This window comes from Streptomyces sp. NPDC102462, assembly GCF_044765425.1.
Lineage (GTDB): Bacteria > Actinomycetota > Actinomycetes > Streptomycetales > Streptomycetaceae > Streptomyces.
Genome location: NZ_JBIWKB010000004.1, coordinates 54961 through 73421, shown reverse-complemented (window position 1 = coordinate 73421; position 18461 = coordinate 54961). Strand labels below are relative to the sequence as shown.

Here is an 18461-nt window from a genome sequence, read left to right as displayed (position 1 = left end):
CTCCGTGCACCGTACGCCCGCCACCGGTCCACCCGACCCGTCGACCGCCGCTGCGACGACCGCACCGGCCGCCGCACGGCACCCCCGTGCGCTGGAACCGGTCACCGCGATCCTCATCGTGCTGCTGTCCGTGCTCGGCGCGCTGATCGGCGTCGTCCTGATCACCTCGCTCGGTGTGTCCCCGAACACCGCCGTGATCGGCGCCCTGGTCGCGATGCTCGTCGGGCGCATCCCGGCCGGTGTCCTTGTCAGGATGCGGTCGCTGCACCGCCAGAACCTCGTGCAGTCGGCCGTGTCCGGCTCCACCTTCGCCGCGGCCAACTCGCTGATGACGCCGATCGCCGTGCCCTTCGCGCTGGGCCGCACCGACCTGGTGTGGCCGATGCTGGGCGGCGCCGCCATCGGCCTGGCGGTCGACAGCTGGGTCCTGTACCGGGTCTTCGACTCCACACTGCTCCCGGCGACCAACGCCTGGCCCGCCGGCATCGCGGCGGCCGAGACGATCAAGGCCGGTGACAGCGGTGGCAAGAAGGCCGTGGTCCTGGGGGCCAGTGCCGTGGTCGGTCTGCTCGGCGCGCTGATGAAGATCCCGACCAGCGCGGCCGGGGTCGCCTTCCTGGGCAACGTCTGGGCGCTGCTGATGTTCGGCATCGGTCTGCTGGTGGCGCAGTACGCGCCGACCCTGCTGGATGTCGACCTGACGGGCGCCTTCGTCCCGCACGGCCTGATGATCGGCGCGGGGCTCGTCGCCCTGGGCCAGGCCGGGATGCTGATGCGCGGCCGCGGGGGCGGCGGACGGAAGGCCGGGGCGGCGCGGGCGGAGGACGACGGCACCCCCGAGCGTACGGTCGGCGCGACCCGGCTGCGGCGCGGCCTGCTGGAGGGCGTGGTCCTGTTCACCGCGGGAGCGGTGGTGGTCGCCCTCACCGGCGGTCTGATCGGCCGGATGAGTGTGCCTGGGCTGATCGGCTGGATGCTGCTGGCCGGGGCCGCCGCGCTGGTGCATCAGCTGATCGTCGGACTCGCCGCGATGCACTCGGGCTGGTTCCCGGCCTTCGCGGTGACCCTCATCGTGCTGATCGTGGGGCTCTTCCTCGGCATCCCGACGGTGCCGCTGGCCCTTCTCGTCGGCTACACCGCCTCCACCGGCCCTGCCTTCGCCGACCTCGGCTACGACTTCAAGGCGGGCTGGCTGCTGCGCCGGGACGCCGTGCCGTGGCAGCCCTACGAGATGTCCGGGCGCCGCGAGCAGTACATCGCGCAGGTGATGGGCTTCGCCGTCGCGCTCGGCGTGGTGGCCCTGGCCTGGCACACCTTCTTCACCGACGGCAAGGTGCCCCCGGTCTCCAAGGTGTACGTCACCACCATCACGTCCGGACTGGACCCGCACACCATGACCACCCTGCTGCTGTGGGCCATCCCCGGCGCCCTGATCCAGTTCATCGGCGGCTCCTCCCGCCAGCTCGGTGTCCTGCTCGCCACGGGTCTGCTGGTGGCGACCGCCAACGCGGGCTGGATGGTGCTGGGCGCCCTCGCCGTCCGCTACGGCTACACCCGGTGGCGCCGCCGGGGTGTGCGCACGGCCGAGGAGCGACGCCGCCGGGACGAGCAGTCCGACAACGACATGTCGCTGGTGGGCGCCGGGCTCATCGCGGGCAGCTCGCTCAACGACATCAGCAAGCTCACGAAGGCGCTCTGACCCCGTGCGGCTGCCGGCGCCGGGTCGGTGACGCCCGGCCCGGCGTCACCGATGCCGCCCACCACCACACCCACCGCGCCCGAACGCCCCGCGCTCGGGCGCCCCTCATCCGACACCCGTGCGCCCCGAACTGCTGGAGTGACCGTGTTCCCGAACCAGCCCCCGGCCCCCGCCGCACCGGCCGGCCCCCCGTCCGCGGGCCTGCCCGCCCTCGGCCTGGTCACCATCGGCCAGGCCCCCCGTTCGGACCTGCGGCCCGACGCCGAGCCGCTGCTACCCGGCGTACGCCTCGTCGAGCACGGCGCCCTGGACGAGGACGACTTCACCGGTGGCAGCGAGGCCGCCACCCGCCGGGAGGTGGCTCCCGAGCCCGGCGAGGCCCCGCTCGTCTCCCGGCTGCGCGACGGCGGTTCGGTGCTGCTGGGCCACCGCGCCCTGATCCTCCGGATGCAACGGGCCGTGGCCCGCGCGGAGGCGCAGGGCGCGGTGGCGACCCTGCTGCTGTGCACCGGGCGGTTCCCCGCCATCCACGGCTCCCGACCGGTGCTCTTCGCCGAGCCACTGGTGCAGCGCGCGGTGGCCGCGATCGTGGGAGAGGCCCCGGTCGGCCTCGTGTGCCCGCATCCGGACCAGGTCGCGGACGTCACCCGGCGCTGGAGCGAACTGCTCCCCGGACCCGTCACGGCCGCCGGCGCCGACCCGTATGCCCCGGCCGAGGAGGCCCACCGGCAGATCGCGGAGGCGGCCCGGAAACTGGCCGACGGCGGCGCGGCGTGGCTGGTGCTGGACTGCATCGGCTACACGGAGCAGATGCGGCGCACCGCGGCGCGGGCCGCCGGCCGGCCCGTACTGCTCGCCCGGTCGCTGGCCGTCCGCGCCGCGGCCGAGGTCGTGGCCGCCCACCCCTGAACTCCCCCACGCGAAAGCGAGGTCTCCCGTGTCCGTTCCCACCGTCGGCATCATCCGCGTCCTCACCAGCGAAGACCCCGCCGTGGTCGAGGACCACGGTCGTCTGCTCCACGAGCGCTACGGCCTGCACACGGTGTCCCGGTGCATCCCCGACCAGCCGCACGGCATCCACGACGACGCCACGCACCGCCGCGCCGAGCCGAAGATCGTCCGCCTCGCCCGGGAGTTGGAGGAGGACGGCGTGGACACCGTCATCATCAGCTGTGCGGCCGATCCGGCCCTGGCCGAAACCCGTGCCGCCGTACGCGTTCCCGTGATCGGCGCGGGTTCGGCCGCGGCCGCCGTGGCCCTGTCCCTGGGCAGCCGGATCGGTGTCCTGGGCATCCGGGACGAGACTCCGCCGGCCGTGGCCGCCCTGCTCGGCACCCGTTTGACGGCCTCGATCCGCCCACAGGGCGTGCACAGCACCACGGAACTGCGAACCCCGGAGGGCACCGAAGCCGCCGAAGCGGCGGCGGCCGACCTGGTCGCGCAGGGCGCGGACACCCTCCTGCTGGCCTGCACGGGCCTGACGTCCGTAGGCATCCGCCCCCGCCTGGAACACCACCTCGGCGTCCCAGTAGTGGACCCCGTCCTCGCAGCAGGCCTGATAACCACCTACCACCACACCACCTGACCCCTCCCCCACCCCGCCGCCGCCCGACCATCGAACCCGGCTGATTTCGGGGCGGTTCTGGCGCGAAGGTGGAGGGCTACTGCGGTCGCATCAGGTTGAGGTCCTTGTCCCATGCGTCCAGTACCGTTCCGTGGCCGGCTTGTCGGGCTGTCGGTTCGACCTGGGCGAAGAGCCGTCGCTGCGTGGGCACGTCGCCGGTTGCCGCGATGTGTTCCACCGCGGCCAGCAGCATGCCGGTGTCCCAGCCGGGCAGTGGGAATCGGGCGAGTTCCCACTCCAGGTACTTGTTGTAGGGGCGGGGGCGGCGGTCGAGGGCGAACAGCAGTTCCAGCAGGTACCGGATGCTGTCGGCGGCGTCGAGCCGGGCCGCGAGCGGATGGCCGTCGCGGTCGTTCTTGACCGAGCGGTAGAGGGAGTTGGCGTAGGCGTCGAGCCATGCGCGTGCGGTGCGGGACGCCTCATCGGTGGTGAGCCGTGCCTTGTCGGCCAGGATGTGTGCGATGCCGCCGTCGAGCCGGTCGAGCACGATCCGGGCCCGAGCGAGGGCGTACCGTTCGAAGCCCGGCATGCCGGCCGCGCGGAACTCGTCGAGGGAGACGACGACGAGGTCGAGTTCCGGGGAACGGTGCCCGGCGAAGCGGGTGAGTTCCGTCGCGGCGCCGTCGGCGAGGACGACGTACAGGTCGTGGTCGGAGTGTTCGGTGGTCATGCCGTCGTGGGCCCAGGAGCCCTTCAGGACGAGGCCGACGACGGCCGGATCGGTGGCGGCGCGCTCAATGAACGCGTCGTAGACGAGGGGCTGGTGCGCAGTCAAGGCGGGCTCTCCGGTGGGTTGATGGCGGGCACATCAGCCGGGCGGCCCCCGCGGGTGGGACCACCGGCACCGTGTGCGGCGGTACTTGGCCGCCGCGGGGAGATCAGCGCACGTGTGAAGTCTATCCGCGGGCCGGAGTGACAGGACAAGGCCCCCGTGGGCCGCATTGCCGGGTCGGAGGGGTGTGGTGGGGCTTGGCAGTATCCCGTTGAAGAGTGTCACTCGTGCCACTGGGGTGCCCGAGGGCGACCGCATACGTTCGAAAGGCGTCTCCGGCAGCGGGCCGGTTCGTCCTCGTCCGAAGGAACTCCCCATGCACGCCCAGATCGTCCTGTTCGACGGCTTCGATCCGCTCGACGTCGTCGCTCCCTTCGAAGTGCTGTCCGCCGGCGGCATCGCCTCCGCGGGCGCGCTCAGCGTGGAACTGGTCTCTGCGCAGGGCGCCCGCGAGGTGGTCAGCGGCACCGGGGGCCTGACCCTGCGCGCCACCGCCGCCCTGGACCCCTCGCGCCCGGGCCTGATCGTGGTCCCCGGTGCGGCGGGCCGCGTCGGGGAGCCCGATGAGGTCCCCGACCGTGACGCGGGCGACGCGGAGTGGCGCGAGGACGAGTTCATCCCGGTCCTGCTGGCCCGCACCCTGAACACCGAGCTGCCCGCACTGCTGAAGGCGGCCATGGACAACCCCGAGGTGACGGTCGCCACCGTGTGCGGCGGCTCGCTCGTCCTGGCCATGGCGGGCCTGCTGGAGGAACGCCGTGCCACGACGCACCACATGGGCCTGGACATGCTCGACGCCACCGGCGCCCACATGGTGCGGGCACGCGTCGTCGACGACGGCGACCTCGTGACCGGTGCCGGCGTGACCTCCGGGCTCGACCTGGGGCTGTACCTGCTGGAGCGCGAGCTGGGGCCTCGTATCGCGCACGCCGTGGAGGAGTTGTTCGCCTACGAGCGCCGCGGCACGGTATGGCGCGACCAGGGCCCGGCCCCCGTCGGTTTCTGACCTCACACATACGCACACCCGGCGCGGCACAGAGCGCCGCTCCCCTCTTCGTTCACACCCACCGTAAGGAAGAACAGCACCATGTCCGTCGAAGGCGTCTGGGACCTGTCCATCTCCACTCCCATCGGCAGGATCAAGGCCGTGGTCGATCTCTGGCGGGAGGCCGGCGTGCTGACCGGCGTCGCCCGCGGGGAGGGCGAGGAGGTCCCCCTCGGCGATGTCGCCCTGGCCGGCAGCCGGCTGACGTGGCATCAGGCCATCACCAGGCCCCTGAGGCTGAACCTCGCCTTCGACGTGACGGTCGACGGCGACACCATGAAGGGGACCTCGAGGGCCGGGCGCCTTCCGGCCTCCAAGGTCAGCGGTGAGCGGCGCACGGCCCCGCCCGCGGCGGACCGCCGATCCTGACGCCCGCCTCCACCACGGGAGTATGACCGTGCACCTGCGGCCCCTGCGCATCGCGGCACACACAGAACTGATCTCACTGGTCGTCATGCTGGCCAACATCGCCACCGCCCACCTCGAACCCGTCTCCTCCCTGATGGGCCCCACCCACGGCTGCGCCTACCTGTTCGTCGTGATCGCCACCTGGCGCCTGAGCCGGGCCACGACCACAGCCAAGGCCGTCGCCGTCATCCCCGGCGTCGGCGGTCTGCTCGCCCTGCGGCTGCTCGACCGCTCCGGCGCCACCCGTACGGACCCGGAAGAGGCCACCCAGTCATGATCTACGTCATGCCGATCCTGATCGGCCTCCTGTACGCGCTGCTGATGTCGCTGATCCGTGAACCGCACCGACGCCGCTTCAACGCGATCATGGTGGCGGGAGCGGGCGCCGCGTATCTGAGCGGTGGCGGCTTCGGCGGCTGCGAGTTCCTGTTCACCGCCGTCGCCACGTATGTCGCCTACCGCGGTCTTGAGTCCTGGACGTTCATCGGCATCGCCTGGCTGATGCACACCGCCTGGGACGTGCTGCACCACCTCAAGGGCAACCCGATCGTGCCGTTCGCCCACACGTCCTCCCTGGGCTGCGCGATCTGCGATCCCGTCATCGCCCTGTGGTGTCTGCGCGGCGGCCCCTCGCTGATCGGCCTCGTCCGCGGCCGGTTCGCCCGCTCCGGCACCGCGGCGGCGACGCCGCAGAAACCCGCGGTCAGCGACGCAGGCCGCGCCCGGAGCCGATGAGCCGCACGCTAATCCGCACCGTGTCGTCGTGCGCCGGCCGACGGCCGTGGCATGAACCGTCTCCGGGCGGCGGTCTTGATAGGCAAGTCACCACTTGCCTATGCTCGTGGTCGTGGCGGACGATGTCTTCAAGGCGCTGGCCGACCCCACCCGTCGGCGCATCCTCGATGAACTGATGGAACGGGACGGCCAGACCCTCTTCGAGATATGCGATCGGCTGACGGCCAAGCACGGCTTGGGACTGTCCCGCCAAGCGATCAGTCAGCATCTTGCCGTACTGGAATCCGCGGGTCTGGTCATGTCGCGGCGCCAGGGCCGCTACAAGTTCCACGACCTGAACACCGAGCCGCTGGAGCGCATCGTGACCCGATGGCTCAGGCCCGACACACCGGAGAGCAGCCCATGAAGATCCACCTGTCCAGTGTCTTCGTCGACGACCAGGAGACGGCCCTGCGTTTCTATACCGACGTGCTGGGCTTTGCGAAGAAGCACGATGTGCCGCTCGGTGAGGACCGGTGGCTGACCGTGGTCTCGCCGGAAGATCCCACCGGGACCGAACTGCTGCTTGAGCCCTCCGGCCATCCCGCGGTACGGCCGTACCGGACGGCTCTCGTCCAGGACGGCATCCCGGCCACCTCCTTCGCCGTGGACGACGTACGGGCGGAGTTCGACCGGCTGCGCGGACTCGGGGTGCGCTTCACCCAGGAGCCGCTGGAAACGGGCACGGTCACCACCGCGGTCTTCGACGACACCTGCGGCAATCTGATCCAGATCGTGCACAGCAAGTAGGTGTCGCGTCCGCCGCGGCGGCGTCACCACCGCCGGGTGGGTCCGCCGCCGCAGGGACAGGCCGCGCGCACCGTCATGCGGAGAGCACGTCCAGCAGCGCGGCGCCGAACTCGTCGGGCCGTTCCAGATGCACGGCGTGCCCCGCGCCGGGCACGGCGACCTCGCGCACCGTGCCGCCCTCGGCCGCGTAGCGGTCCAGGACGTGGCGCGTCTGTGTCACCATCGGCTGGGCGGGGGTCCCGTCCCAGCCCGGCACCGCGCCGATCGAGCCCAGGTGTGCCAGGTCGAACATCGAGGTGTCCGAGACGATCACGTCCTTCTCGCCGCGGATCCACAGCACCGGCGGCTTGGGCTCGATCACATGGAGGTCGTCGAGGCGGAAACGAAGCGGCGAAAGGGAGTTGAGCACCCCGCGGGTGCCCGGTGCGACACCCGGCCAGCAGGGGGACGCGGTGCTGTCGCCTGGATAGTGGTCCTCGCCGGTCCGCGTGGTGAGCATGGACGTGACGTACTCCTCCTCGTGCTCGGGACGCCACGGCGGGTGCACATAGCAGTTCGCCAGGACCGAGCGGGGTGAGAGCGGGGATTCCTCGCCGCGGTCGCCCTTGGCGAGCCGCGCCACGAACTCGGGGTTGGCCGTGCCCGCGCCGGAGCCCGCACCGTCCTCGGAGTTGAGGATTCCGTCCTTCCCGTGGGTGCCGCCGAAGCCGTACGGGGAGACCGGGTTGACCAGGGTCACCGAGCGCACCGCGGCCGGGTGGTCGCGCAGATACTGCAGCACCACGCCCCCGCCCATCGACCAGCCCACCAGGTGCGCCCGGTCGATCCCGAGGGCCGTCAGCAGCGCGGCGAGGTCGTCGGTGTGGTCGCGCAGTCCGCGTGTCGCGTCGATGGGCAGCGGGTCGGTGCCGCCGAAGCCGCGCAGGTCCGGCGCGATGGGCCGGTAGCGGTCCGGGAGCCGGGCGAGGGCGGGGCGCCAGAACGCGGCGGAGGAGACGTTGCCGTGGACGAAGACGACCGGTTCCCCCTCGTCCCGGATCTCCTCGATCCGGACGGTCAGCCGCTCGGTGGGTACGCGGCGGGAGCGGATGCTGCTCGTGGTCATGTGCGGTCCTTGGTCTGCTCGGGCTCCTTGGTCCGTCGTCCTTGTCACGACAGCCAGGTGGCGATCTGGGCGGCGGCCGAGGTGTTCCACCCCAGTTCGAGGTGGTTGGCGCCGGCGACGGTGGCGGTGCCGCCGACCGTGGGGATGCCCGTGGTGTCTAGCGCGCTGGCGATGAAGACGACACCGTCGCTGGGGCCGCGGTTCTCGTTGAAGATGCCGAGGACGTCCGGGGAACCGCCGGCCAGCAGGTAGGTCGTGACCGAGGCGGGTACGCCGGCGTTCTGCAGCGGCTTGATCAGTGAGCCGGCGTCGATGGCGGCCTGGATTCCGCTGCCCGCCGTGTAGAAGCCCTGGCCGCCGTAGTACGTCGTGTACCAGTCCTGCGCGGCGCCGTCCACTCCGTAAACCCCGTCCCAGCGAGCCAGCATCTGACGCTGGCCGGGGTAGTTGTCGTAGCCGCCGGAGGGCGTCATGGAGAATTCGGGGTGCGCCGTGTACAGGCCGTAGCACGTCATGTGGGAGTGCGGGGAGGGGGCGTTGACCTTTCCGCCGCATTCGGGCCAGATGGAGAAGTCGTGCGCCCAGCCGTGGGCGTACGGGTAGTCGTAGCCGCCGTTCGGACCGCCTACGGTGATCAGTTTGCGTACGTCACCGGCGTAGCCGCGGCCCCAGCTCGGCTTCACCGACGACACATAAGCGCGGGTCGACATCTCGCCCTTGCTCCAGCCGACGAGGTCGACCTTGTCGACGCCCAGCTTCGCCTTGATGACGGCGATCGCGTCGCCGACGATCTGCGCCTGCGTCAGGTTGTCGCCCTGCTTGTGCGCGAAGCCGACGGCGAAGACGCGGTGGCCGCGCTGGGACAGGTACTGCATCAGCCCGGTGGACGGGCAGGAGAGGGCGCCGCAGCCGTACCCGCCCGCCTCGCCCGGGTCGGCCCAGGCACGGTCCGCGGTGTCGTTCGCGCCGTGCACGAGGAGGACCGGCGTGCTGCGGGTGCCGGTGTTCCAGCCGGGCGCCGAGTAGAGCAGGAAGCGGCCGGAGTAGGGACGGGAGACGCCGCCGAAGTAGGTGACGCGCCGGCCGTCCTGGTCACCGCGGCCGTCCGGCGGGTAACCCTCGGCGCGGAATCCGGTGGTGGTGTCGAGATAGCGCTCCACGCTCTCCCAGCCGCCCTTGACGACGCCTGACCCGTAGCTCGCCTCAAGGGTGAGGTACGGCGGCGGCGCGGCGGCGGCCGCGGTTCCGGCGGCGGCCGGTACCGCGGCCACCACCGCCAGCAGCAGGGCGAACAGCAGCCGCCATCGCCCGATACGACCTCGTCCGTGCGCCATGTTCCGGACCCCCTTGTTCGCCGTGTTCGCCGTGTTCGCCGTGTTCACGCTGCCGCCGGGCCGGCCCCGAGCAGCGCACACGTTAGGCAAAGGACGCGGGGCACGGCATGTGCGCGGACCCTATAAAGAAGGCCAGTTACATGGTGGTGCTCAACGGTCGGTCAGCACGGCCGCGGTCTGGGTGAGGTGCCGGGTCAGCACCTCCGCCGCGGTGTCGGCGTCGCGTGCCAGCGCCGCCTCCTCCAGTCGGCGGTGCTCACCGGTGCCGTCGCGGTCGGGGGCGCGGAGCGCCGACCAGCGGCGGGCCAGCTCGCTCGCCGTCCACATCCGGTCGAAGGTCTCCAGCAGAACGGGGTTGCCGCAGCCCTCCAGCAGAGTGCGGTGGAAGAGCCGGTGGGCCTCGGCCCACGCGCCGCTGTAGTGCTCGCCCTCGCCCGGCAGATACGCCGGGGTGCGCGCCAGACGGTGGTGTGCGGCTCGTACGCGGGCCTCCCAGTCGACGTCGCCGCGCTCGACGGACATGCGCAGCACGACCGGTTCGATGGTCCGGCGGGCCTCCGCGATCTCCTGCCAGCGGCGGTCGGAGAAGGCCGGTACGGCGAAGCCGCGGTTGGGCAGCCGGTCGGCGAGCCCTTCGCCGACCACCCGGACCAGCGCCTCGCGTACGACGGCCAGGCTCACGCCCTGTTCCGTGGCGAGGTCCTGCGGTTTGAGGGCGTCACCGGGGGCGTAGTCCCCGCGCATGATCGCGTCGCGCAGGTGCGCGTAGACCTGCTCGGAGAGCATCTGCTTCCCCTTCGGGGCCGGGGTGTGGTCGGTCTGGGTCATGCGCCCAGCATAGACGATTCCCTTGAAAATCGATTATTAGTGTTATCGTCGATCCAGTGGCGGTCGAAGACCACCGCCACCCCACTGCTTGAAAGGAACGACGCCATGCGCGCCAACGACCCCTTCGCCCGCCTCCCCGAGGCGGCCTCCTTCACCGTCACCAGCACCACCGTCGCCGACGGCGCCGCCTGGTCGCCGGAGCAGTTCTCCGGCATCTTCGGCGTGCCGGGCGGCAAGGACGTCTCCCCGCAGCTGTCCTGGAGCGGCGCCCCCGAAGGCACCAAGAGCTATGCCGTCACCGTGTACGACCCCGACGCACCCACCGGGTCCGGGTTCTGGCACTGGGCGGTCGCCGACATCCCCGCCACCGTCACCGAACTGCCCGAGGGCGCAGGCGACGACACCGGCTCGGGGCTGCCGGAGGGCGCCTTCCAACTGCCCAACGACGCCCGCGCGGCCCGCTACATCGGCGCCGCACCGCCGGCCGGGCACGGCCCGCACCGGTACTTCGTCGTGGTGCACGCCCTCGACGTCGAGTCCATCGGCGTGGCGGCCGACGCCACCCCGGCCGTCCTCGGCTTCACCATGGCCGGCCACATCCTCGGCCGCGCGGTCCTGACCGCCACCGCTGAAACCCCCGCCTGACGCGCGGCATGTCCGCACTCGTTGACACCACGCAGACGTATCTCCGCACCGTCCTGGGGTTCGAGGGGGAAGGCGTGTTCTCGCGGGTACGTGGCCGGCGTCAAAGGTCGTGAGGCGTGGGTGGGGAGTTGTGGAGGTGGCGCCGGAAGGTGAGGCCGGGGCGACCCGAGAGCTGCGTTTCGCCGGTGACCGTGAATCCCGTACGGGCCAGCACCGCTCGGGACGCCGCGTTGTCGTAGGTGGTGGCGGCTCGCAGGGTGGTCAGTCCGTATCTGCCGGCGGCGAGGCCGCACACCTCCCGTACCGCCGAGGTGGCCAGCCCCCGGCCCGCGGCGCGCTCCGCGATCCGGTACCCGAGGTCGGCGGCGCCGTCCGCCACGTCCACCAGGTTGACCCGGCCCAGCACCTCGCCCGCAGTGCCCACCAGCACATGGAAATGGCAGACCCCGGCGTCCTGTTCGGCCAGCAGGTCACGGTGCCGCTCGTCGAACCGGGCGAAGTAGTCCTCGCCCCGGTCGGGGATGGATGCCGCGAAGTAGGCCCGGTTCTCCCGCTCGAAGGCAAGGAGCGCGGGGGCGTGATCCGCGCGGAGCAACTGCAACTCGTGCATGGGCAGGAGAGTATGCGCCCCGCCGTGCGCCCGCCACATGACGACGGCAGCCTCCGTCCGGCGGCGGCCCTTGGCGGGCCGCCGCCGTCGGGCCGGCCGGTTGGTCAGCCGCGGGCCACCGCGATGGAGCCGGCGAGGCGTTCGCCCGCCTCGTAGATCATGTAGGGGACCCCGTGGTCCGTGCCGAAGCTGGGCGCGGCGGCGCGGCCGTTCTCCGGGGCCGAGGAACGGGAGTTGTAGAAGACGCCGAGGTGGTTGCGGAGGGTGAAGTCGTTGCCGACCTCGGTGATCATGATGTCGCCGCCGCTCTCCTTGTCCTTGTTGTAGACGACATAGGTGGAGTCGTTGCGGTGCAGCAGGTGCGGGCCGCCGACGTTGACCGCGCCGACGTCGCCGTGCCGGATGAGCGGCTTCTGGTCGAAGGTCCAGTTGCGTCCGTCGGCGGACCAACCCCAGTGGATGTCACGGTGGTTGGTGGTGTTGTTGAGCATGAAGACCATGACGTAGCGGGCGCCCCGCGAGGGCAGGTCATGGCGGAAGACACGGGCGTACGACGTCTCCGTGGTGCCCGCGGGCAGCATCGACGTCGTCAGGACCACCTTGTCGTAGGTGAAGTGGATGCCGTCGGTCGAGCGGGCGAGGCGGGTGGTGGTGTTCTCGCCGTGGAAGTACAGCCACAGTTCCTTCGCGTCGGCGTTCCACAGCACATGGGGTGAGGAGACATGGCTGACGGAGTAGTGCGGCTGCCACTGGCGGGAGACGATCGGGTTGCCCGGGTACTCGGTGAACGGCCCTTCGAGGGAGTCACCGTAGGCGAGGCAGATGCCGCCCGGGGCGTCGTGCGGTGCGTAGTAGAGGTAGTAGCGGCCCAGCCGCGTGGCCAGCTTGTCGTAGACGCCGCGCACGGTGGGGAAGATGATCTCGCCGGTGGGGTTGTAGGCGAGCCTCGACGGCGTCAGCAGGGTGCGCACATAGGTGTAGTCGGGGAAGCCCGCCGGCGCCGCCGTCGCCGCGGGTGCGGCGGCGGTGCCCAGGGCCAGGGCGGCGCCCGTGGCGGCGGTGCCCTTCAGGAAGAGACGGCGGTCGAGGTGCGGCTCGTGCATGTCGGCTCCATCGGGTGCGGAAGGGATCGGGTCACAGGTACAGCGCGGCGGTGACGCACAGACCGCCGAGGGCGACCGCCCATACGTAGGGCAGGGTGCGGAGCATGACCTGTTGCGGGGTGACGCCTGCGTACTGGGCGCTCCACACGGTCTGGGTGCTGGTCGGATCGGCGACGCCGAAGACCTGGTTGTAGCTGGTGGCCATGCCGAGCACGGCGGCGGCCGGGTAGATGCCGGTGGCGATGAGGACGCCGGCGATGCCCGCGCCGAGACCGAAGACGTTGAGCGGTCCGCGGTACAGGCACAGCGGCACCAGCAGGGTGAAGACGAGCACGAACAGCACCGGGTTGTCCGGGCTGACCGCCTTGACCAGGGGTTGCAGTGCGTCGACGGCACCGGGGAGTTTGACGGCGGCGAGCAGGATGCCGATGGCGACGAACAGGGTGATCGGCGGCGCGGCCACCTCGAAGCCGCCGTACAGGGTGCGCAGCAGCCGCTTGTTCATCTCCCGCGGTTTCGTCGTGGTCACCAGGGCGTAGCCGACGCCCGCCAGCAGTGAGGGGACGATGGCCACCTCCAGGCCGAGGGCGAGGACCAGCGGCACCAGAGGGGCGAGCAGCGCGTACCAGGGTGCGTCGCCGAGCTGTTCCCGGCGTGAACGGGGGCGCGCCGGCACCGACTTCAGGGACCAGGCGTGCTCGGTGCCGCGGCGACGGGTTTCGATCACCACATAGGCGAGGGCGGCGGCCAGTGCGAAGGGGAACAGTTTCACCATGAAGCCGCGCACGGTGGGGATCGGCAGGTTCAGCGCGGTGGAGAAGAACTGCCACACGGGCAGTTCGAAGGGGGCGCCGACGGCGATGCCCATCAGCACGGTGCCCGCGGCCGTCACCTTGGGCACGCCCACGGCGATCATGGCGGGGATGCCGATGATGCCGGCGAGCATGGCCGCGGGCGCCGAGCCCGTCACGGTGCCGACGAGCGCGGAGACGGCGAGGACGCCGAGGGCGACGACGGTGGGCCGGTCGCCGCCGAACTCCACGATCTTGCGGACGAGGGTGCCGGCGATGCCGGTCTCGTCCAGGAGCCGGCCTAGCCAGGAGCCGAGGATGATCGCGACCATGGTCGCGGCCAGGGCCGGTGCGCCCTCCTGGAGCACCGTGTCCAGGACGCTGTGCTCGCCGGTGAGCGGCGCGCCGGCCAGGAAGGCGATGGCCACGGCGAGGATCACCAGGGCGAAGGCCGTGGGAATTCTGCGGGTGAGCATCGCGGCGACACCGGCCGCCATGACGACGAGGATGACGACACCCATGGGTCAGTTCTCTCTTCTTGCGGGGCGGGCACGGTCGTCGCCGGTCACGGCGGCCAGCGCGGCGGTCAGAAGCAGGGGGCTGCGGCCGAGGCCGCACACGGTGCGGGCGTAGGCGTGCGCGGCGACCTCCTCGGCGCCGGCGACATGGCCGGGCAGTCGCCAGCGGCCGAGCCGCAGCGCGGTGTGGCCGAGGGTGCGGGTGAGGGCGGCCCGTGCCGGGCCGTGGTGGAGGTGGGCGTGCACGGCCTCGTGGGCGAGGGCGGCGGCCCGCACCGAGCCCGGTGGGTACCAGGCGCGCCAGCCGTGTGCGTCGACGACGCGCTCCGCGAGGGCGAGGGTGTCGGTGTACAGCTCGACCGTCGGCGGTCGTGAGCGGTAGCGGGCGAGCAGCCCTTGCGCGAGCCCGCCGTCGCGTTCTACGACGCGGGCGGTCGAGGCGACGGGGGCGAGAGCGGCGCCGAACGCGTCGGCGGCCAGGGCCCATCGGCGCAGCAGCAGCGGGTCGCGGCCCTCGTGGGTGGGGGTGGCGGCCAGCAGTCGTACGGCCCACTCGATGTCGTCGGTCCGCGCGAGGTCCGGGCCTGCCGCGGGGGCGGTCATGTCCGTGCCTCCAGGACGGCGACGACGGGTTCGTCGGCGGCCCTGGAGCGCAGTTCGCTGCGGGCGAGGGCGAGCAGCGGCTGCGGGTCCAGCACGCCGGAGAGGTCGGCGATGCGCGAGCCCAGCAGCAGGCGGACGGCGGGGGCGCGCACTCCGCCGTCGCCGTAGGAGGTGGACTCGGCGACCAGGCGGGCCAGGACCTCGGGTGCCTGTCCGACGGTGGTGGCGGCCACCGTGGCGTCGGCGGCGTGATGGCGTACGACGCCGTCGGCGTCCACGATCCGTACCGGATGCCGGTCGGGGCGGAAGCGGCGGGGGGTGTCGGCGCCGTAGACGGTGTGCGCGGGCGTGCCGGCGAGGACCTGGACGCGGGAGGGGTCGGTCTTGAGGCTGGCCGCGGCCAGGCGCAGCCGTTCGCTCTCGTCGGCCCGGTGGGCGCGGTCCTGGGTGCGCAGTTCGGTGGCTCCGGTGGCGACGGCGCGCACGGCATGGGTCTGCGCGTCCACGGTGACCTCGACCTCCACGCCGTCGGCGGCGGCGCCCTGGGCGATGACGGCCTGCTCGGCTTCCGCGCGTACGGCGAGGATCTGTTCCTGGGTCGCCCCGGGCACGATCCGCTCCACCTGTTCGCGGACCAGGGCGAGGGCGACGCCGATCGGGCTGATGACCTCGCTGTGCGCGGCGATCCGGCCGCGCATGCCGGTGACCGCGGCCAGGTGCGGGGTGACGGAGGCCGCGCCGCCCCCGCCGCCGACCAGGACGGCGACGTCGGCGTCCAGTCGGTACTCGCGCATCAGGGTGTCCACCACGGTCTTCACCTGGGCGGTGCCCGCGTCCAGGATCCGGGTGGCGGCGGTGGCCACGTCGGTGCCGAGCGCGGCGGCGAGCGGGGCGAGGGCGGCGCGCGCCGTCTCGGGGTCGGCGTGGGCGAAGTCGCCTTCCGGTACCCGTCCCAGGGCGTTGGCGGCGCAGGTCATGGTGATCGCGAACCGTCCGCCCGCGGCGTCGAGCACCGCGTGGTCGGCGGCGTCGCCGGGCATCGGGCGCACCGTGGCCAGCGTGGCGTCCCGCAGGTCGTCGGGTGCGGCGAAGCAGGCGTACGGCAGGCCGGCGATATGGGCGCTGCGCGGGCCGACACCGGTGATCCGGCCGCCTGCGAGGCGGACCATGGAGCCGCCTCCGATGCCTACGGTGCGCACGTCCAGGGCGTTGAGGTAGGAGGTGCGGCCGAGGATGGTGGCGTGCCGTACGGCGACCTTGCCGCGGCGGACGACGCTGATGTCGGTCGAGGTGCCGCCGGTCTCCAAGAAGACGCCCTCGCTGACGCGTTCTTGCATCAGGGCGCCCGCGACGCCCGCGGCCGGCCCCGACAGCACGGTCAGCAGGGGGCGGCGGCGCATCTCGTCGAGCGACATCACTCCCCCGTCGCAGCGCATCACCATCAGCGGCGCGGTGACGCCCGCCTTGGTGATGGAGGAGTCGACGAGATCGGCGGTGGCCAGCATGCGCGGCAGGATCGCGGCGTTGACGACGGCGGTGCGGGTGCGCTTGCGCAGCCCGTACAGGGAGGTGATGTCGTGCGCGGCCGTCGTCGGCAGCCCGGCGGCGCGGCCGGCCGCGGCGACGGCCTGCTCGCCTTCGGGTCGGTCGACGCCGAACGGCTCGCTGGCCACGAGCGCTTGTGCGCCGGCGTCCTTCAACTGCTGGACCGCCGCCGGTACGGCGCGTTCGTCGTCGGGGTCGGGCACGTGCGCGTACAGCAGGGGAAGCCGTTTGCCGGGGGTGAGTTCGAGCTTGGCGAGGGAGGCGAGGCGGCGGGTGAGGAAGGCCGCCGGTCCCGTGCCGATGCCGAGCAGGCCCACGGTGGCGACGTCGCCCTCCAGCAGGGCGTTGGTAGCCTGGGTCGTGCCGTGGGCGAGGAAGGTGACGTCGGCGGGTGCGTGGCCGGTCTGTCGTAGCAGCCGGTCGAGCGCTTCGACGATGCCGTGGGCGACGCCGTCCTCGTGGTGGTGGCTCGTGGGCACCTTCACCTGGCCCACGAGTCGGAGCGTCGTGGCGTCGACGGCCACGGCGTCCGTGAAGGTTCCGCCCACGTCGATGCCGACGCGGATGCGGTGGGTGGTCATGTCCGGGCACCTCCTTGTGCTGGGTCGGTCCACGCGGGCGGCGGGGCGGGGCAGGTGGTGCTGCCCCGCCCGACTCCGCGCCGCGCGGGGGTGGTTCAGTAGCCCCTGACGTCGGGCCAGTGACGTTGCACGCCCGCGCGGTCGAGCAGCCGGCCGAAGTCCTCCAACCGCTTCTCCTCGGAGTGCACTTGCTGCGGCTCGACGTTCTCGGCGAGGCAGTAGCCGGCCAGGGCGCCGGCGACCTCGCCGACGTTCCACTCCACCGGGTGCAGCCGGTAGCAGCCGTTGGTGATGTGGGTGGTGCCGATGTTCTTCCCGGCCGGCAGCAGGTTGCGCATGCGGCGCGGCAGGAGCGCGCCGAGCGGGATCTCGAAGGGGACGGAGCCGATGTCGATGTAGGAGTCGCCGCCGGTGGAGGGGTGCAGGTCGATGCGGTAGCCGCCGACGCCCACGGAGTCGCGGTAGCGGGTGCCCCCGCGCGGGCCGACCAGGTCGATGGCGACGTCGTGTTCGGTGATGGTGGTGACGGCCTTGATGCGCCGCGACTCACGCACGTACGCGGCCTTGGCGAGGCCGTCGGTGGTGCCGGTGACGTCGGGGCGCGGCCGCAGACCGGGAAAGCCGGTGCCGCCGTCGGGGCGGGGTGCCTCGGTCTGCAGCCAGTACAGCAGCGACAGCGACAACTGCCGTGCCCCTTCGAGGGCTTCGGTCTCCTGGCCGATGTAGGGCTTCAGCCAGTAGTCGTTGAGCGGCCAGTTCACCAGGGTGATGTCCGACGCGAACGCGCCCGGTGCGTGCAGTCCCCGGGCCAGGATGCGGCGGAATCCCCACAGTTCCTTGTCGCCCGCGTCGGCGCTCTGGTCGGCGGTGACGGCCAGCGGGTCGATGTCGGGATTGGGCCGGAAGGTGCGTCCGACGGGTTCCAGGGTGCGCGGATCGGGTGCCTGGAACCCGAGCAGCGGGCCGGGCCAGAACGCGGGCCGGTACGCCCGCCAGAAGTCGTAGTCGGCGGGCCGGTCGATCGTGTGGTCCTCGCCCTCGTGGTGGGAGAGCGCGAAGCAGACGGTGATGCCTTGCTGGTTGAGGGGCTGCGCGTCCTCCGGAGCGTGCGGCTCGTCGAACTCGGCTCGTGACTCGGCACCGGTGGCGTGTTCGACGCCGGCGAGATGCAGCAGTTCGCCGGTCTCGGTGGCGTCCAGGACGTAACGGGCGGTCAGCGTGCGGCGGGTGCCGTCGCGCAGGTCCCGCACGGTGACCGACCGTACGACATCGTTGTCGGACTCGGCGGCGACCGGCCGGTGCTCGGTCAGGACGGTCAGCCGTCCGGCCGCCCGGTGCGGGGCGAGCATGCCCTCCAACACGGCCAGCGCCACCCGGGGTTCGTGGCACAGCTTGCTCACCCGTCCGGCACCGGGGTTCAGTTCGGCCACCGCCCGCGCCTCGGCGCGCAGCGGGTACCACTGGCGGTAGTAGCCGCGGATCGCCTCGCGCAGTTGCCGGTAGGTGGCGGTGACGCCGAACTGCTCCACCCACGGATGCTCGTCCGGCGGCACGGCCTGGCTGGTGAGCTGGCCCCCGATCCAGTCCGTCTCCTCGGTCATCACGACGCTGCATCCGGCCCGGCAGGCCGCGAGCGCGGCGGCGACGCCGCCGAGCCCACCGCCCACGATGAGGATGTCGGCTTCCGGTATCACGCTTCTCCTTGCTGGTCTTCGGGGCCGACCGG

General features: G+C 72.2%; 20 protein-coding genes. 10 read left to right on the top strand and 10 right to left on the bottom strand.

What is annotated here, in order from left to right:
• Positions 1–4: 4 nt before the first annotated feature.
• The 3 genes from ACIRFL_RS05350 to ACIRFL_RS05340 all read left to right on the top strand — a co-directional run bounded on the left by ACIRFL_RS05350 (position 5) and on the right by ACIRFL_RS05340 (position 3284).
• Positions 5–1699 (top strand): OPT family oligopeptide transporter, encoded by a 1695-nt coding sequence (locus tag ACIRFL_RS05350; protein WP_404024088.1) that lies wholly within the window; start codon positions 5–7, stop codon positions 1697–1699.
• Positions 1700–1843: 144 nt separating this feature from the next.
• On the top strand, positions 1844–2608 hold the full coding sequence (locus ACIRFL_RS05345; protein WP_404024085.1) for an AroM family protein: 765 nt from the start codon (positions 1844–1846) through the stop codon (positions 2606–2608).
• A gap of 28 nt (positions 2609–2636) precedes the next feature.
• Positions 2637–3284, top strand: coding sequence for an aspartate/glutamate racemase family protein (locus ACIRFL_RS05340; RefSeq protein ID WP_404024083.1), 648 nt, complete (start codon positions 2637–2639; stop codon positions 3282–3284).
• Between the two features lie 76 nt (positions 3285–3360).
• On the opposite strand, the gene ACIRFL_RS05335 is transcribed toward ACIRFL_RS05340, so the two are convergent.
• A complete protein-coding gene (locus ACIRFL_RS05335; protein WP_404024080.1) occupies positions 3361–4098 on the bottom strand; it encodes a hypothetical protein in 738 nt (245 codons plus the stop codon).
• A gap of 313 nt (positions 4099–4411) precedes the next feature.
• On the opposite strand from ACIRFL_RS05335, the gene ACIRFL_RS05330 reads away from it, so the two are divergent.
• From ACIRFL_RS05330 to ACIRFL_RS05305, 6 genes are all read left to right on the top strand, one after another.
• Positions 4412–5101, top strand: coding sequence for a DJ-1/PfpI family protein (locus ACIRFL_RS05330; RefSeq protein WP_404024079.1), 690 nt, complete (start codon positions 4412–4414; stop codon positions 5099–5101).
• Between the two features lie 81 nt (positions 5102–5182).
• Complete coding sequence (locus tag ACIRFL_RS05325) at positions 5183–5509, top strand: hypothetical protein (RefSeq protein WP_404024076.1); 327 nt, start codon at positions 5183–5185, stop codon at positions 5507–5509.
• 22 nt (positions 5510–5531) lie between these two features.
• On the top strand, positions 5532–5825 hold the full coding sequence (locus ACIRFL_RS05320) for a DUF3817 domain-containing protein (protein ID WP_404024075.1): 294 nt from the start codon (positions 5532–5534) through the stop codon (positions 5823–5825).
• Positions 5822–6283, top strand: coding sequence for a DUF6010 family protein (locus ACIRFL_RS05315; protein ID WP_404024073.1), 462 nt, complete (start codon positions 5822–5824; stop codon positions 6281–6283). Before ACIRFL_RS05320 ends, ACIRFL_RS05315 begins: the two co-directional genes overlap by 4 nt.
• 112 nt (positions 6284–6395) lie before the next feature.
• Entirely contained in the window at positions 6396–6689 is a 294-nt protein-coding gene (locus ACIRFL_RS05310) for an ArsR/SmtB family transcription factor (RefSeq protein ID WP_404024072.1), read from the top strand.
• A complete protein-coding gene (locus ACIRFL_RS05305; protein ID WP_404024426.1) occupies positions 6686–7072 on the top strand; it encodes a VOC family protein in 387 nt (128 codons plus the stop codon). Before ACIRFL_RS05310 ends, ACIRFL_RS05305 begins: the two co-directional genes overlap by 4 nt.
• 73 nt (positions 7073–7145) lie before the next feature.
• On the opposite strand, the gene ACIRFL_RS05300 is transcribed toward ACIRFL_RS05305, so the two are convergent.
• From ACIRFL_RS05300 to ACIRFL_RS05290, 3 genes are all read right to left on the bottom strand, one after another.
• Positions 7146–8177, bottom strand: coding sequence for an alpha/beta fold hydrolase (locus tag ACIRFL_RS05300; RefSeq protein ID WP_404024070.1), 1032 nt, complete (start codon positions 8175–8177; stop codon positions 7146–7148).
• Between the two features lie 44 nt (positions 8178–8221).
• Positions 8222–9511: an esterase/lipase family protein gene (locus tag ACIRFL_RS05295; RefSeq protein ID WP_404024068.1), complete on the bottom strand. Its 1290-nt coding sequence runs from the start codon at positions 9509–9511 to the stop codon at positions 8222–8224.
• A gap of 150 nt (positions 9512–9661) precedes the next feature.
• Positions 9662–10339 carry a GntR family transcriptional regulator gene (locus tag ACIRFL_RS05290; protein ID WP_404024066.1) on the bottom strand — a complete coding sequence of 226 codons (678 nt, stop codon included), beginning with the start codon at positions 10337–10339 and terminating at the stop codon, positions 9662–9664.
• A 105-nt stretch (positions 10340–10444) separates the two neighbouring features.
• Here ACIRFL_RS05290 and ACIRFL_RS05285 point away from each other — a divergent pair, with 105 nt between their 5' ends.
• Positions 10445–10984: a YbhB/YbcL family Raf kinase inhibitor-like protein gene (locus ACIRFL_RS05285; protein ID WP_404024063.1), complete on the top strand. Its 540-nt coding sequence runs from the start codon at positions 10445–10447 to the stop codon at positions 10982–10984.
• 100 nt (positions 10985–11084) lie between these two features.
• Here ACIRFL_RS05285 and ACIRFL_RS05280 read toward each other — a convergent pair whose 3' ends face one another.
• From ACIRFL_RS05280 to ACIRFL_RS05255, 6 genes are all read right to left on the bottom strand, one after another.
• Entirely contained in the window at positions 11085–11594 is a 510-nt protein-coding gene (locus tag ACIRFL_RS05280) for a GNAT family N-acetyltransferase (protein WP_404024062.1), read from the bottom strand.
• A gap of 104 nt (positions 11595–11698) precedes the next feature.
• Entirely contained in the window at positions 11699–12697 is a 999-nt protein-coding gene (locus ACIRFL_RS05275) for a hypothetical protein (protein WP_404024060.1), read from the bottom strand.
• A gap of 31 nt (positions 12698–12728) precedes the next feature.
• Positions 12729–14009 (bottom strand): transporter, encoded by a 1281-nt coding sequence (locus ACIRFL_RS05270; RefSeq protein ID WP_404024057.1) that lies wholly within the window; start codon positions 14007–14009, stop codon positions 12729–12731.
• Positions 14010–14012: 3 nt separating this feature from the next.
• Positions 14013–14609, bottom strand: coding sequence for a hypothetical protein (locus ACIRFL_RS05265; protein ID WP_404024054.1), 597 nt, complete (start codon positions 14607–14609; stop codon positions 14013–14015).
• The gene (locus ACIRFL_RS05260) at positions 14606–16735 is read right to left on the bottom strand and encodes a hydantoinase/oxoprolinase family protein (protein ID WP_404024053.1); all 2130 of its coding nucleotides are present in this window, start codon (positions 16733–16735) and stop codon (positions 14606–14608) included. Before ACIRFL_RS05260 ends, ACIRFL_RS05265 begins: the two co-directional genes overlap by 4 nt.
• A 95-nt stretch (positions 16736–16830) precedes the next feature.
• Positions 16831–18429 (bottom strand): FAD-dependent oxidoreductase, encoded by a 1599-nt coding sequence (locus ACIRFL_RS05255; protein ID WP_404024051.1) that lies wholly within the window; start codon positions 18427–18429, stop codon positions 16831–16833.
• Positions 18430–18461 lie beyond the last annotated feature (32 nt).

What these genes read in the sequence shown, in the direction of transcription:
- ACIRFL_RS05300 (WP_404024070.1), bottom strand. Translation starts at nt 8,177, where the DNA reads ATGACCACGAGCAGCATCCGCTCCCGCCGCGTACCCACCGAGCGGCTG.
- ACIRFL_RS05275 (WP_404024060.1), bottom strand. Translation starts at nt 12,697, where the DNA reads ATGCACGAGCCGCACCTCGACCGCCGTCTCTTCCTGAAGGGCACCGCC.
- ACIRFL_RS05260 (WP_404024053.1), bottom strand. Translation starts at nt 16,735, where the DNA reads ATGACCACCCACCGCATCCGCGTCGGCATCGACGTGGGCGGAACCTTC.
- ACIRFL_RS05330 (WP_404024079.1), top strand. Translation starts at nt 4,412, where the DNA reads ATGCACGCCCAGATCGTCCTGTTCGACGGCTTCGATCCGCTCGACGTC.
- ACIRFL_RS05290 (WP_404024066.1), bottom strand. Translation starts at nt 10,339, where the DNA reads ATGACCCAGACCGACCACACCCCGGCCCCGAAGGGGAAGCAGATGCTC.
- ACIRFL_RS05315 (WP_404024073.1), top strand. Translation starts at nt 5,822, where the DNA reads ATGATCTACGTCATGCCGATCCTGATCGGCCTCCTGTACGCGCTGCTG.
- ACIRFL_RS05265 (WP_404024054.1), bottom strand. Translation starts at nt 14,609, where the DNA reads ATGACCGCCCCCGCGGCAGGCCCGGACCTCGCGCGGACCGACGACATC.
- ACIRFL_RS05325 (WP_404024076.1), top strand. Translation starts at nt 5,183, where the DNA reads ATGTCCGTCGAAGGCGTCTGGGACCTGTCCATCTCCACTCCCATCGGC.
- ACIRFL_RS05280 (WP_404024062.1), bottom strand. Translation starts at nt 11,594, where the DNA reads ATGCACGAGTTGCAGTTGCTCCGCGCGGATCACGCCCCCGCGCTCCTT.
- ACIRFL_RS05305 (WP_404024426.1), top strand. Translation starts at nt 6,686, where the DNA reads ATGAAGATCCACCTGTCCAGTGTCTTCGTCGACGACCAGGAGACGGCC.
- ACIRFL_RS05270 (WP_404024057.1), bottom strand. Translation starts at nt 14,009, where the DNA reads ATGGGTGTCGTCATCCTCGTCGTCATGGCGGCCGGTGTCGCCGCGATG.
- ACIRFL_RS05295 (WP_404024068.1), bottom strand. Translation starts at nt 9,511, where the DNA reads ATGGCGCACGGACGAGGTCGTATCGGGCGATGGCGGCTGCTGTTCGCC.
- ACIRFL_RS05320 (WP_404024075.1), top strand. Translation starts at nt 5,532, where the DNA reads ATGACCGTGCACCTGCGGCCCCTGCGCATCGCGGCACACACAGAACTG.
- ACIRFL_RS05285 (WP_404024063.1), top strand. Translation starts at nt 10,445, where the DNA reads ATGCGCGCCAACGACCCCTTCGCCCGCCTCCCCGAGGCGGCCTCCTTC.